At 66.8% G+C, this 14,082-nt stretch carries 13 protein-coding genes; 6 read left to right on the top strand and 7 right to left on the bottom strand.

Going from position 1 to position 14,082, the window contains the following annotated elements; all coding sequences use genetic code 11:
• Positions 1–43 precede the first annotated feature (43 nt).
• The 3 genes from SOM26_RS00355 to SOM26_RS00345 form a co-directional block, all read right to left on the bottom strand.
• Positions 44–355, bottom strand: a complete 312-nt coding sequence (locus SOM26_RS00355) for a hypothetical protein (RefSeq protein ID WP_320450748.1) — start codon at positions 353–355, stop codon at positions 44–46.
• 166 nt (positions 356–521) lie between these two features.
• Positions 522–1,109, bottom strand: coding sequence for a hypothetical protein (locus tag SOM26_RS00350; RefSeq protein WP_320450747.1), 588 nt, complete (start codon positions 1,107–1,109; stop codon positions 522–524).
• A 72-nt stretch (positions 1,110–1,181) separates the two neighbouring features.
• Positions 1,182–2,987 (bottom strand): DUF885 domain-containing protein, encoded by a 1,806-nt coding sequence (locus SOM26_RS00345; protein WP_320450746.1) that lies wholly within the window; start codon positions 2,985–2,987, stop codon positions 1,182–1,184.
• Between the two features lie 194 nt (positions 2,988–3,181).
• On the opposite strand from SOM26_RS00345, the gene SOM26_RS00340 reads away from it, so the two are divergent.
• Genes SOM26_RS00340 through SOM26_RS00330 form a run of 3 tightly spaced genes read left to right on the top strand, consistent with a single transcriptional unit; the run spans position 3,182 to position 7,001 of the window.
• A complete protein-coding gene (locus SOM26_RS00340; RefSeq protein ID WP_320450745.1) occupies positions 3,182–4,690 on the top strand; it encodes a DUF4153 domain-containing protein in 1,509 nt (502 codons plus the stop codon).
• 11 nt (positions 4,691–4,701) lie between these two features.
• Positions 4,702–5,409 carry a response regulator transcription factor gene (locus tag SOM26_RS00335; RefSeq protein WP_320450744.1) on the top strand — a complete coding sequence of 236 codons (708 nt, stop codon included), beginning with the start codon at positions 4,702–4,704 and terminating at the stop codon, positions 5,407–5,409.
• Positions 5,406–7,001 (top strand): sensor histidine kinase, encoded by a 1,596-nt coding sequence (locus tag SOM26_RS00330; RefSeq protein ID WP_320450743.1) that lies wholly within the window; start codon positions 5,406–5,408, stop codon positions 6,999–7,001. Before SOM26_RS00335 ends, SOM26_RS00330 begins: the two co-directional genes overlap by 4 nt.
• On the opposite strand, the gene SOM26_RS00325 is transcribed toward SOM26_RS00330, so the two are convergent.
• The 4 genes from SOM26_RS00325 to SOM26_RS00310 form a co-directional block, all read right to left on the bottom strand.
• Complete coding sequence (locus tag SOM26_RS00325; protein WP_320450742.1) at positions 6,992–8,584, bottom strand: DUF5597 domain-containing protein; 1,593 nt, start codon at positions 8,582–8,584, stop codon at positions 6,992–6,994. The two genes, SOM26_RS00330 and SOM26_RS00325, sit on opposite strands and share 10 nt — an antisense overlap.
• Before the next feature lie 252 nt (positions 8,585–8,836).
• Positions 8,837–9,058 (bottom strand): hypothetical protein, encoded by a 222-nt coding sequence (locus SOM26_RS00320; RefSeq protein ID WP_320450741.1) that lies wholly within the window; start codon positions 9,056–9,058, stop codon positions 8,837–8,839.
• Positions 9,059–9,152: 94 nt separating this feature from the next.
• Positions 9,153–9,365: a cold-shock protein gene (locus tag SOM26_RS00315; RefSeq protein ID WP_320450740.1), complete on the bottom strand. Its 213-nt coding sequence runs from the start codon at positions 9,363–9,365 to the stop codon at positions 9,153–9,155.
• A 136-nt stretch (positions 9,366–9,501) separates the two neighbouring features.
• The gene (locus SOM26_RS00310; protein WP_320450739.1) at positions 9,502–9,891 is read right to left on the bottom strand and encodes a hypothetical protein; all 390 of its coding nucleotides are present in this window, start codon (positions 9,889–9,891) and stop codon (positions 9,502–9,504) included.
• Positions 9,892–10,277: 386 nt separating this feature from the next.
• On the opposite strand from SOM26_RS00310, the gene paoA reads away from it, so the two are divergent.
• Genes paoA through paoC form a run of 3 tightly spaced genes read left to right on the top strand, consistent with a single transcriptional unit; the run spans position 10,278 to position 14,079 of the window.
• On the top strand, positions 10,278–10,925 hold the full coding sequence (gene paoA, locus SOM26_RS00305) for an aldehyde dehydrogenase iron-sulfur subunit PaoA (protein WP_320450738.1): 648 nt from the start codon (positions 10,278–10,280) through the stop codon (positions 10,923–10,925).
• Positions 10,922–11,872: an FAD binding domain-containing protein gene (locus tag SOM26_RS00300; RefSeq protein ID WP_320450737.1), complete on the top strand. Its 951-nt coding sequence runs from the start codon at positions 10,922–10,924 to the stop codon at positions 11,870–11,872. The genes paoA and SOM26_RS00300 overlap by 4 nt, the downstream gene beginning before the upstream one ends.
• Complete coding sequence (paoC, locus tag SOM26_RS00295; protein WP_320450736.1) at positions 11,869–14,079, top strand: aldehyde oxidoreductase molybdenum-binding subunit PaoC; 2,211 nt, start codon at positions 11,869–11,871, stop codon at positions 14,077–14,079. The genes SOM26_RS00300 and paoC overlap by 4 nt, the downstream gene beginning before the upstream one ends.
• Positions 14,080–14,082 lie beyond the last annotated feature (3 nt).

The following is a 14,082-nucleotide window of genomic DNA, read 5'->3' as shown; positions in this document are numbered from 1 at the left end:
CCGGCATGGCGTTCGGCGACCGGGGTCGCCCGGACCTGCGTTATCAGTGGCGCGGGCGACGCGCGGGCTTCTGCTCCTGCACGGTCAGCCGCTGCTCGACGCCGTCGACCCGGCCGCCCAGTTGGTCGAGACGCTGGCCATTGGCCTGGGCCTGGCCCGATGCGGCCTGCGCCTCGGCCAGTGCGGCCTTGGCAGTGCCGTCGGTCTGCTGGAGCCGCTGTTCGAGTCCATCGACACGCTGGCTGACCGGCGCGATCTGTTCACGCACGAAGGACTTCGTCGCGCAGCCACCAAGGCTGACAGCCCCTGCGAGCGTCACGAGCGCGAGCACGGATTTGGATGCAAAAGCAGTCATAACAGTTCTTTCAATCGTTAACCAACCGCAACAACGAAGCGGAGCGGGAAAAGTTCGACAATCCCCAATCTGTTCGACCGTGCCAGTTATTCGACCAAATGATTACTGTCGATTTGTTCATCTTGCCATCTTTTCATCTTAGATCTGTTAAGATGAGGTTCATCTATTAGCGGTCGCGGCCGCCTCGTTTCGCAAACGGATCGCGGGGGATATCGTCGGCGGCTTGCGTCATGCGCGATGTCTTGGCGGGGGCAAGCTTGCGCGCCGCCACGCACTGGCGCAGGGCCGCGATCGCCGCGCCGCTGCCATCCAGCGACAGTCGTTCGACCGGTACGTCGCCGCGCGCAATGTCCAGCCGCTGCGACTTCGCCAGATAGGTCGGGAAGGCCGTCTCGAAACTGGAGACGAAGCCCCGCTTGCCGTCCGCCTCCAGTCCCACCGCGAAATGACGGGGATAGCCGCCGCTCGTCAGCCGGAAGTCGAGCGACAGCTTTTCCCTGGGCTTGATCGACCAGTTGTCGTTCAGGACAGTCAGATGGTTCGACCCGTCGCGGTCCAGCCCCAGCAGCAGCGTCGTGTCGCCCGGCCGGTCATAGATGCGGGTCAGGAAACACCCCTGCCCATCCTCGCTGGGCGCCAATGTCCAATCGCCCAGGGCTTTCCCCGGCACATCGGCGGCGACCACCGGGGCGCCAGCCGACAAGGTCGCCAGCGACAGGACAAGGGCAGCTAGATGGGAACGGTTGATGGTCATGCTGTTCGATCCTCCGCCTCGACCCTAGCGAGGCATGAGGGTCTTGGCCAAGCCCCGCGCCCGTCGCGGTCCTCAGACCATTCGCTCGCGCACCACCCGCTCCAGCACGTCGAGCGGCATCGCCCCTAGCGTCAGGACGCGGTGGAAAACCTTCGGATCCCACTTCGCCCCCGCCTTGGCTTTCGCTTCGTCGCGCAGCCGCGTCCAGACGGTATGCCCGATCTTGTAGCTGCACGCCTGCCCCGGCCAAACGGTGTAGCGGTCGATCTCGCCCTGGCTGCGACCGCGCGCGATGCCGGTGGTGGCGATCAGATAGTCGGTCGCCTTCTCGCGGCTCCACCGCTTGGCGTGCATGCCCGAATCGACGACCAGTCGCGTGGCACGGAACAGCAGCGATTGCAGATACCCCACCTGGCCTAGCGGATTACCCTCGTACATCCCCATCTCGTCGGCCAGTTGCTCGGAATAGAGCGCCCACCCTTCCGAATAGCCCGAATAGAAACCACGCCTGCGGATCAGCGGAATATCCTGGCTCTCCAACGCCGACATGACCTGCAGGTGATGGCCGGGCACCGCCTCGTGATAGGTCAGCGTCGCCAGGCCGAATTTGGGCCGGTCGAACGTGTCGCGCAGGTTGATGAAATAGATGGCGGGTCGCGAACCGTCGAGCGAGGCCGACTGGTAATAGCCGCCCGGCGCGCCCGCCTGGATCGCCTCGGGCACGCGGCGGATTTCGACCGGCGCCTTGGGCAGGACGGCGAATTGTTCGGGCAGGCGGCGGGTCATGGCGGTGACCTGCGCACGCAACTGCTCCAGCAAGGCCTCGCGACCGGGATCGGTGTTGGGATAAAGCTGATCCGGGCGCTGGTTGAGCGCGACCAGCCGTTCGCCCACGCTGCCCTGGCCCATGCCCTGCGCCTTCAGGATCGCATCGATCCGGCCGCCGATCTCGGCGACCTGCGCCAGGCCGAGCCGATGGATATCGTCACCCGACATTTCGGTGGTCGTCGCGGCGGCCGCGGCGGCGGTATAATAGGCCTCGCCATCGGGCAGCCGCCAGACGCCCGCATCATGCACCGCCCGACCGCGCAACTCGGTCACGAGGCCGCGTTGCCGGTCGAGCGCGGGGAAGACCTTGTCCGCCATCAGCCGGGCGACCGCCTGGGCGCGCTCCGGCGGTAGCTTGGCGGCCTTCAGCTTGGCGGCCAGATCGGTCGCGGGACCGGTCGCCTCGGGTGCCTTGTCACGCACGGCGGCGAGTTGCTTGAGCGTGGTGTCGAGGATGTAGTCGGGGGCAAAGACGCCCTTGCCCGCATCCTGCCGCTGGCGCTCCGTCTCCGCATCGATCGCGGTCGCGAAAGCCTCGACCCGCGCGACATAGGCGTCGGCATCGGCGGCGTTGGTGACGCGGTGCTGGCTCGCCAGGAAATCGGGCACGTCGCGATACGCCCCGGACAACTGGCTGAGCACATAGGGCGCATACCGCCCCGCGCTGGCGCCATAAGCGAATCGCTCGCCCGCGATCACCCGGTCCAGGCCATAGCCGACAATGTCGTAATCGAGCCGTGCCGCCTCGCCCAGCGTGTCGCGCGGGATCGTGCGCAGCGCGGCGCGTTCCTGCCTGGCGCGGGCGAACTGGCGCGCCTCACCCGCGCGCGAAGCATCGCCCAGCCGGGATTTCAGCGCGGCGCGCGGCCCCGTGTCCAGCCCAAGCGAGGTCGCCTGTTCCGGACTATCGTCCAGCCGGGCATAGAAGAAACGGTCCAGCATCGCCCGCAATTCGGCATCACGCGCTCCGCTTGCGGCCTGTGCGAAACGCGGCAGCGCGGTGGTCGCGGCGACAAGACTGGCGGAAGCGAGAAACTGGCGACGCTGCATGAAGTCTTACCCGTGACATTGGTGTTGGATCAAAGGCTAAGCTGCTGATCCTCCGAAGCAAAGCTAATAATCCGCGCCGGTCGGCGGCAAGCCCTGCATCGTTTCTGCATCGATAGCGGATGAAATGCACAGGGCGCGCACCACCCGCTCTGGACCGCGCCCCCGCATGGCGTACCCCGAAAAGGGAGTTCGGCATGACCGTCACGACATCGAGACGCTTCACCTTCCATGCAAAGCTGATCGGCGCCGCCGCGCTGATCGGGCTGGCGCATCTGTTTTTCTATGGCGAGGAGCCGGGCTGGACGCGGGGCGGCTTCGCGCTCGCCTGGACGATCATGCTGGTGTTGCTGCGCGCCGATGTCCGGGCCAGCCGCGCCGCGCGGGGCGCGGTCGCGGTGGCGGTGATGTTCGGCCTGATGTTGGTCGATGATCCCGGGCCGCTGAAATGGCTGTTGTTCGGGGTTTCGATCGGCATGGCGACGCTGTTGCCGCTCCGGCGGTTCGACGACGCGCTCCAATGGGCCGGACGGTTGTTCGTCCACGGCATCGGCAGCATCGCTGTCCCGTTCTGCGACGCTGCCCGCATCATGCGCGTCCGCCGCCGCCCCGGACGGAGCGCCGTCGCGCTGGCGGCGATGCTGGTCGTGCCCGCGCTGGGCAGCGCGCTGTTCCTGACCCTGTTCGCGCAGGCCAATCCCCTGATCGAACAGGCCTTTGCCGCGATCCGTTTCCCCGATCTCTCCGATATGTTGGCCCGCGCATTGTTTTCGCTGGTCTTCCTGGTGATGGTCTGGTCGAGCCTGCGCCCGCGCCGGACGCTGTTGCCGCCGGGCTTGGTGACATGGAACAGCGGGGCGATTGTGCCACAGATCGGGCGTGCGACCCTGGTCCTGTCACTCGTCACCTTCAACCTGATCTTCGCGGTTCAGAACGCGCTCGACCTTGCCTTTCTATGGAGCGGCGCGCCCCTGCCCCGCGGCGTGACGCTGGCCGATTATGCGCATCGCGGCGCCTATCCCCTGATCGTCACCGCCTTGCTCGCGGGCGGGTTCGTGCTGCTGGCCGGGCGGTCGCGGGATCGGCTGGTCCGCCGCCTGATCCTGCTATGGATCGCGCAGAACCTGCTGCTCGTCGCCTCCAGCATCCTGCGGACCATCGACTATATCGCCGCCTTTTCGCTCAGCGGGTGGCGGATCGCAGCGCTTGCCTGGATGGGCCTGGTCGCCTTCGGGCTAGTCCTGATCGTCTGGCGGATGTTGCGCGGGCGATCGGCGCGGTGGCTGGTCAACGCCAATGCGCTGGCCGCCGGCGTCGTGCTGACCGCCGGATGCGCCAGCGACCTGGGGGCGATCGCCGCACGCTGGAACGTCGCCCATGCCCGGAGCGCGAAGGATATCGACCTTTGCTATCTCGATGGCCTGGGCACCTCGGCGCTGCTGCCGCTGATCGCCCTCGAACGGCGGGCGGCGGGGCCGATCCTGCGCGACCGCACCGGTTACATCATCGCACGGATCATGTCGGAAACGCGGGCCCAGCAGGCGAACTGGCATAGCTGGACCTGGCGCAACGCCCGGCGGATGGCGGTGGCGGAGAAACGGATCGGCCTGCGCCCGGCCCCCGCCCCGCGCCTGTGCGGCGGCGAGCCGTGGCCGGTCGATCCGGCCGAAGAACAGCCCAAGTTGACGAGCGGGCCCCGGCCGTGATCCTGTGCCCCATGCCCCGCACGATCCTGGTCGCCGACGACGATCCCAATATCCGTCAACTGCTCGTCTTCGCGCTCGGCAAGGCGGGGCTCGACACGATCGAGGCCGCAGACGGCGAGGCCGCGCTGGCCGAGGTCGCCGCGCGCCGGCCCGATCTGGTCGTGCTGGACATCAACATGCCGCGCATGGACGGGCTGGAGGTGTGTCGCCGCCTGCGCAGCGACGGCGACACGCCGATCCTGTTCCTGTCGTCGCGCGATGACGAGATCGACCGGGTGCTGGGGATCGAGCTGGGCGCGGACGATTATGTCGTGAAGCCCTTTTCCCCGCGTGAGGTGGTGGCGCGGGTGATGGCGATCCTGCGCCGCACCCACGCCCATCCCCCGACGGTCGAGAGCGCCGGGGCGCTGATCCGGCATGGCCGCCTGACACTGGACATAGAGGGGTGGCAGGCGCGCTGGGCCGGGGTCGACATCACCCTGACCGTGACCGAATTCTCGATCCTGCGTACCCTGGCGGTCATGCCCGCCAAGGTGTTCGGCCGTGATGCGATCATCGACCGGCTGCACGGGCCCGGCTTCGCCGTCACCGACCGGACGATCGACAGCCATATCCGCAACCTGCGCGCCAAGTTCGCCGAGCGTGGCGGCACCGATGTGATCGAGACGCGGGCCGGGATCGGGTATCGGCTGGGGGCGTGCAGCGGCGAGGCGGCGTGATCGGTAGCGCTGCATTACGGGCCAAGTCCTGGGCCAAGCGCCACTGGCCGCGCCTGTCGCTGCGCACCTATCTCTTCGCCAGCTTCTTCCTGGTCGCCGCCCTCCCCGGTGTCGGGGCGGTGGCGTTGCGCGTCTACGAGAATACGCTGGTCCGCCAGACCGAGGTGGAACTCGTGGCGCAAGGGGCAGCACTCGCCGCCAGCGCCACCGCCTTATGGCCCGCCGCGCCGCCGGGACGGCCCGTGACGCGGGTCGTGGCGGATAGCGGCGGCCCTTACGGCGGCGCGGTCGCCACGGCGGTCGACCTGAACGCCACGCCGATCCTGCCCGAACGCCCGCGACCACAGCCCGCGATAGGGGTAGCACCGGACGCACTGGCCGCCGCCACGCGCCTCGCGCCGGTTATGGCGGCGACGCGGCAGACCACGCTGGCGTCGATCATCCTGCTTGACCGCGATGGGCGCATCGTCACCGGCTCGGCGCTTCGCGGCGACTATCGGTCGCTGCCCGAGGTGGCCGCCGCGCTGACCGGGCTGCCCCGCACCGTCCTGCGCCGCGATGCCCGCTACCGGGCGATCTATCGCTTCGACTGGCTATCGCGCGCCGCCGCGACGCGGGTGCATCATGCACGCCCGATACTGGTCGATGGCCACGTCGTCGGCGTCCTGCTGCTCTCGCGATCGGCGCGGTCGCTGTTCGTCGGCCTGTATCAGGACTGGGGCAAGATCGTCATCGGCATATTGAGTATCCTGGGGGTGCTGATCCTGCTGTCGGGCCTGTTGTCGCGCGGCATCGCCCGCCCCATCGAGGAATTGCAGGGTGCCGCACGCGACGTGGCGGCCGGGCGCGGCGCCGTACCCGCCATTCCCGCAACCGCCGCCATCGAGATCCAGGACCTCTACCGCGACTTCGCCGCCATGGCGCAGGCGATCGAAGCCCGCTCGCTCTACCTGCGCAACTTCGCCTATGCGGTCAGCCATGAGTTCAAGACGCCGCTGACCGGTATCCGGGGTGCGATCGAATTGCTGCAAGATCACGGGGCGACGATGTCCGACGCCGAGCGCCGCCGGTTCCTGGCCAATGCCGATGCCGATGCCGGGCGGTTGACCCTGCTGGTCTCGCGGCTGCTCGATCTGGCGCGCGCGGACATGACGGTCGCGGCAGACGGGGAAAGCGACGTCGTCGCGGTCGTGTTGAAGCTGGCCGACGCCCACCGCCGCGCGACTTTATCCATCATGGTCGACGCGGATTTGCCCGCCATCGCCGCCGCCATCGCGCCCGACACGCTGGAGGCCGTGCTGACCACGCTGATCGAGAACGCCGCTCAGGCGGGGGCCGATACCATCACGATCCGCATCGCGACGGGCGATCCCGTCACCGTTTCCGTTATCGACAATGGCGGCGGTATCCCGCCTGGCGACCGGGCGCGGATCTTCGAGCCCTTCTTCACCTCGCGTCGGACCAGTGGCGGAACGGGGCTTGGCCTGTCGATCGCGCGGGCGCTGTTGGCGGGATCGGGCGGCACGCTGTCGCTGGGTGAGGCGGATCGCGGAACCGTCATGGCCCTGACCCTGCCCGCCGCTCAGCGATAACGACCCATCACCACCTTCAGCACGACCGGCCGGTCGATGATGTTGATGCCATAATCGGTCTGGTCGCCGTTCCAGACCCGGTCCATGACCCAGCGGCCTTGCGCGAAATGCCCTTCCTCGACACGGACGACCATCGCACGGGGATCGGGTGTCGCGGGCTCGAAGCGGGCGCGGACGTGATCGCCCACCATCAGGAATTCGTCGCGTGACAGTTGGACGACGGCCATACCGCCGACCGGCTCGGCCTTCCACGGCGCGGGATCGGATTTCAGCCAGGTCCAGCTCTTTTCGCCGAACTGCCACTGGCCGAACTCGGCACGGATGCGCCAGTCGCCCAGCACCGTCTGACGATCGCTGCCGTCGTCGGGCTTGGCCGCGCCCCAGGTCGGATGCTCATACGCCGCCTGCGCCCAATCGCGCATCACGCCCGCGACCGCGCCATAGGGGCCGGCAAAGGCGTCGAGGTTGGCGGCATCCAGCGTCCGGGCACCAAGCGGATAATTGAAGAAGCCGGTGTCATCCATGCCGAACGGCGCGAACCCGATCGCACCACGACCCAGCGCGTCATAGAAATAGCGCGCGAACTCGCGTCCATTGCCGATCTCGGGCACCAGCAACGGATTGTCGGCGCGGGCAAAGGCGTCGAGGTACAGGGCCACATTGCCGCTGGCCCGGTCGTAGATATCGGGTGCCTCGGCATCGATCGCGGGCGCCGCGGCCTTCCAGATGTCGAGCACGTCCTGCTGCGGTCCGCCGCTGGCCACCCCGTCGGGGTCGGGGACGTTGGAGGGCCCCGCCAGCGCGGCATTGACGTACATTGGCAGCGGCTTGACCGCCTTCCCCGCGGCCACGATCTCATTGATGTAGCGCGCGGTATACCAGGTGTTGAAAGCCCGGTCCGCCTGCGCCCCGAACACCGTGCGCCAATCGCCGCGCGTCTTGCCCAGCTTGCGGGTCAGTGTCTCGGGTACGGCCTGCGCAAACAGGCGTTGCGCCATGTCCGAAAAATCGCGCGGGTTGCGATAGCTGCCGACCTCATTCTCCGGTTGGACCATGATGACGGTGTTTTGGGAGTCCTGGTCGCGCAGATAGGACATCAGCGCGACGAATGCGCGTTTGTCCGCCTCCAGGGTGGTGCGCGCCATCGGCGACAGGGCATAATGATCCTTGCCGTCGCGCGTCTTCATCCGGGGGAAACGCCGGTTGTCCAACTTGACCCAGTCGGGAGTATAACCGGGCGAGGTGTTCTTCCAGGTCGCGAACCAGAGCAGCACGACCCGCTTGCCATGCGCGCGCGCCTGTTCGAGCAGGGTCTGGACGAAGGAAAAGTCGAACCGGCCTTCTTCGGGCTCAATCTGTTGCCACGCGACGGGGATTTCGATCGTGTTGGCATGGATACGGTCCAGCATCGGCCAGACCTGCGGCAACGCTGCGGCATAATTGCTGGAATTGTTGACCTGTGCGCCCAGCATCAGGAACGGGCGTCCATCGACCATCAGGGCATGGCGACCGCCGTTGCTGACGATCCTCGGCACCTGCGTGGACTGCGCCGATAACGGCATCGCCCATCCCAATGCCAACATCGCCCATGTCATTGCCCGGCGCATCGCTTCCCCCTCCATCGTTCGGCTCTTAGTGCACGCGATGGCGACGGGCGGCAACGGGGGTAGGAAGCAGCGCGTATGCAGATCGGGGGGAAGCCGGACCCGCCACGCGCGCCCAGGTCACCTATGTCAGCCGAACAGGAACGCCCAGCAAGACAATGCTCAAGCGTCGTTCTTCAACCGACGATCTCAGATGCAATGGTCAGGAGCGATCATTCGCCCCGACCCGATTCAGACCGCTTGTACGGTGTCCGCCACCGCCACGACCGGCGCCGGGGTGTCGGTATGCGAACGCGCATCGCGTGCCGCCTCGGTACGGCGCGAACGCTGCGCCATGGCCGCCCAGGCGGCCTCGGAACGCAGACAGCGTTCACGCACATTGGCGAGGTCGGTGATCGCTGCCTGATCGCGACAGTCTGTGGCCCGTTGGTCGAAGATTTCGGAGTCGCGCATGATCACGCCTTTCATCGGATAAACAGGCCAGCAGGATCAGGTGGCAGCGGGGCCTTGCCGGTTTGAACCGGTATTGCCCCGCCGCGACACGAGATTAGTCGACGGGCTGGAGATTCACCGCCGCCATCTTGCCGCGCCGGTCTTCTTCCAGCTCATAGCCGACGCGCTGGTTCTGCTGGAGCGTGATCATACCGGCCCGCTCGACGGCGGAGATATGAACGAAGGCGTCCGTGCCACCGGCGTCCGGCGTGATGAAACCATAACCCTTGTCGGCATTGAAGAATTTGACGGTACCGTTCTGGCTCATAGCCTATTTCCTTGCATGACGGGTCGGCCGGGATCAGCGGACCCAATGGGGCCTCGACTGCAGGGAAAGAAGGAAGAAGGGCGTGCCAGGCGCCAAAAACCGTCGATGTGCGACTAAAGCAACAGGGATATGGGGATCAGGCCGCCAGATCGCAACCACCCGCATCCGAAGAAGGTGGTGCCGCGCGACGATATTCGTCCGCGATGCGCAGGATCTCGGCCTTCGTAAAGGTCATGCCGCCCGCATCGGCGACCGTATCGGTTTCGCGCCAATAATCGATTTCGGCCATGCGGACGGGGCGCATCGCCACGATACCCACCCAGTGCGCCAGCAGGACGTCGAGTTCGCGAAACCCGTTGGCGGTCACCCGTGCCCGAACCGTACGCCGACGCTCCGACAAGGCGGCGGCGGGTGTGGTCCATAGCGGTGCGATCCGATCCTCGACGACGCGTATCCCGTCCAATAGCGCGCGATAGGCGCGGCGCCGCTCGCCCGGAGTGATGATGACCGGCCCCTTGATGGACAATGTCCGTACGGTGGGGGCCCGTACCGACGACGTCCTGATCGACGGAGAATTCGGGGAGCGGGTATCGCAGCGGACCTGCGGCAGCGGGACGGTATCGATAGGGACGGCTCCGGCGCGACAAGCGGGAGCACGAATGTCTCTCAGTCACCAGCGCTTGCATAACCCAATCCGGCGATGAACGACGCTATCAGGTCACCACCGCTCCGTCGCGCGGAATCGGTCTGACCGAAGTAAATTTATCTCAGGATAATTTTTGCCGCCACCAAAAGACATTACAGACGTTTCATCAAAACCATCGCCATGACGGCCCCTTCGCTCGAGCGCCATGCGCTTGCGAGGGCACATTCTCTGGATGATGGTCGAGACAGGTGAAAGGGAGCCGGGATTTGGCCGAATGCAGTGAATTCTCGGTGTCGCGCCGGGGTATGATCGTCGGTGGCGCCGCGACCGCCATGGCCGTCTCCGCGCCAGCCACCGCCGTCGATGCCCAGAGCCGAAAGACCACCATGCCGCCCGATCCCGCCGCCATGCCCGTCACGATGAAGGTGAACGGCCAGTCCCGAACCCTGTCGATCGACCCGCGCACCACCCTGCTCGATACGCTGCGCGAACATCTGCACCTGACCGGCACCAAGAAGGGCTGTGACCACGGCCAATGCGGCGCGTGCACGGTGCTGGTGAACGGCGAGCGGATCAACAGCTGCCTCAGCCTGGCGCTCCAGCACGAAGGCGACAGCATCACCACGATCGAGGGACTCGGCACGCCCGAGAAGCTGCACCCGATGCAAGCCGCCTTCGTCCGGCACGACGGTTATCAGTGCGGCTATTGCACGCCGGGCCAGATCTGCTCGGCGGTGGCGGTGCTCGACGAGATCAAGCGCGGCGTGCCCAGCCATGTCCAGGCCGACCTGACCGCGAGGCCCCAGGCCTCCGGCATGGAAATGCGCGAGCGGATGAGCGGCAATATCTGCCGATGCGGCGCCTATTCGAACATCGCCGACGCCATGGCGGATGTCGCGGGAGCTAAGGCATGAAGCCCTTTACCTATGAGCGGGCGCGCGACGCGATGGCGGCGGCACGCGCCGCGACCAAGCCCGGCGCGAAGTTCCTGGCGGGCGGCACCAACCTGCTCGACCTGATGAAGATCGAGGTCGAGACGCCGACCCATCTGATCGATGTGCAGGATGTCGGCCTGAACCGGATCGAAAAGACCAGGGAAGGTGGCCTTCGCATCGGCGCCTTCGTTAGCAACACGACGCTGGCCGCAGACGAGCGCGTGCGCCGCGATTACGGCGTATTATCGCGCGCGATCGTGGCCGGGGCGAGCGGGCAGCTGCGCAACAAGGCGACGACGGCGGGCAATCTGCTCCAGCGGACCCGCTGCCCCTATTTCTACGACACCAACATGGCCTGCAACAAGCGCAAGCCGGGTTCGGGATGCAGCGCGATCGGCGGCTATTCGCGCCAGCTGGCGGTCGTCGGCACCAGCAGCGATTGCATCGCCACCAACCCCAGCGACATGAACGTCGCCCTGCGGGTGCTGGACGCGGTGGTCGAGACGGTGAACCCGGAAGGCCAGACCCGCGCCATTCCGATCGCCGACTTCCACCGCCTGCCGGGCAACACGCCGCATATCGAAACTGCGCTGCAACCGGGCGAACTGATCACCGCGGTCACCCTGCCGCGCCCGATCGGCGGCACGCATATCTATGAGAAGGTACGCGACCGTGCCTCATACGCCTTCGCGCTCGTATCGGTGGCGGTGGTGATCCAGAAGGATGGCACTGGCCGCGTCGCGGTCGGCGGCGTCGCACACAAACCCTGGCGGGTGGAGGCGGCGGAAGCCGCCATGCCGCAGGGGGCAAAGGCGGTGACGGCCCGGCTGTTGGCCGATGCCCGACCCACGTCGGACAATGTATATAAGGTGCCGCTCGTCGAACGGACGCTGGCGGCCGCAATCAGCCAGGCGAGGACCGCATGAAGTTCACCGAGCCCGCGGGCACCAATCCCATCGACCGCATGACCGTGGTCGGGCGCGCGCATGACCGCATCGACGGCCCGCGCAAGACGACCGGCATGGCGCCCTATGCCTATGAACATCATGCCGAGGCACCCAATGCCGCCTATGGCTGGATCATCGGCGCGGCCATTGCCAAGGGTCGTATCCGGTCGATGAACCTGGACGATGCGCGCGGTGCGCCGGGCGTGCTGAACATCGTTACCGCCAACGAGGCGGGGCCGCTGGGTAAGGGCAATTTCAACACGGTCAAGCTGCTCGCGGGACCCGATGTCGACCATTATCACCAGGCGGTCGCCATCGTCGTCGCCGAGACGTTCGAACAGGCCCGCGCCGCCGCCGGACTGGTCCGCATCGACTATGAGCGGGCCAAGGGCCAATATGATCTGGACGACGCGCTGAAGTCCGCTCCCCTGGCCGGTGCCGAGGAAGGCAAGCCGGGCAAGGAAGACCGGACGGGCACGTTCGAGTCGGCGTTTTCGGCCGCGCCGGTGCAGATCGATGCGACCTATACCACCCCCGACCACAGCCATGCGATGATGGAGCCCTTCGCCTCCATCGCGTCGTGGCAGGGCGATGAGCTGACCGTCTGGACCTCGAACCAGATGATCGCCTGGGGGCGTGGCGACTTGGCCAAGACGCTGGGCCTGCCCAAGGAAAAGGTACGGCTGATCTCGCCCTATGTCGGTGGCGGATTCGGCGGCAAGCTGTTCCTACGTGCCGATGCCGTGATGGCGGCGCTGGGCGCTAAGGCGGTCGGGCGGCCGGTCAAGGTCGCGATGCAGCGACCGCTGATGGCGAACAACTCCACCCACCGCCCCGCGACGACGCAGCGTATCCGCATCGGCGCGACCAAGGACGGCGCGATCCAGGCGATCGCGCACGAAAGCGGGTCGGGCGACCTGCCCGGCGGCGGTCCCGAGACGGCGGTCAACCAGACCAAGCTGCTCTATGCCGGGCCCAATCGACTGACCTCGATGCGATTGGCGGTGCTCAACCTGCCGGAGGGCAATGCGATGCGTGCGCCCGGCGAGGCACCAGGCATGATGGCGCTCGAAATCGCGATGGACGAAATGGCCGAAAAGCTCGGCATGGACCCGGTCGCCTTCCGCGTGAAGAACGACACCCAGGTCGATCCGGAAAAGCCCGAACGTCGCTTTTCGCAGCGTCAGCTCGTCCGCTGCCTGGAAGAGGGCGCACAGCGTTTCGGCTGGTCGCGGCGGAATGCCAAACCCGCCCAGGTCCGTGACGGACGCTGGCTGGTCGGCATGGGCGTCGCCTCCGCCTTTCGCAATCACATGAACATGAAGTCGGGCGCGCGCGTCACGCTGGGCAAGGACGGGCGCGTGTTGGTCGAGACCGACATGACTGATATCGGCACCGGCAGCTATACGATCATCGCGCAGACCGCCGCCGAGATGATGGGCGTGCCGATGAACGCGGTCGACGTTCGGCTGGGCGACAGCGACTATCCGGTGTCGGCGGGCTCGGGCGGGCAGTTCGGCGCGGCCAATGCGACGGCGGGCGTCTATGCCGCCTGTGTCAAGCTGCGCGAGGCGGTGGCGCAGCGCCTGGGCTTCAACTCGGCGGATCTGACCTTTGCCGATGGCAAGGTGTCGGGCGGCAACCGGTCGGTCGCCTTGCGCGATGCCGCCTCCGCCGGGGCACTGACCGCCGAGGACCGGATCGAGTTCGGCACGCTCGACAAGACCTGGCAGTTGTCGACCTTCGGCGCGCATTTCGTCGAGGTCGGGGTCGACGCCTATACCGGCGTCACCCGACTGCGGCGGATGCTCGCGGTGTGTGCGGCGGGACGTATCCTGAACCCGATGGCGGCGCGTAGCCAGGTGATCGGGGCGATGACGATGGGCGTCGGCTCGGCCCTGATGGAAGAGTTGGCGGTCGACAAGCGCTTCGGCTTCTTCGTGAACCACGACCTGGCGGGTTACGAAGTGCCGGTCCATGCCGACATTCCGCATCAGGAGGTGGTCTTCCTGGAAGAAGCCGACGACAAGGCCAATCCAATGAAGGCCAAAGGCGTGGGCGAACTGGGCCTGTGCGGCGTCGGCGCGGCGGTGGCGAATGCGGTCTATAACGCCACCGGCGTGCGGATCCGCGACTATCCGCTGACGCTGGAGAAGCATCTGGACAAGTTGCCCGCGATCGCCTGACTT

The organism is Sphingomonas sp. CFBP8993 (genome assembly GCF_034044895.1).
Lineage (GTDB): Bacteria > Pseudomonadota > Alphaproteobacteria > Sphingomonadales > Sphingomonadaceae > Sphingomonas.
Note: the sequence above shows the minus strand (reverse complement) of the source record. Positions and strands in the feature narration are given on the sequence as shown.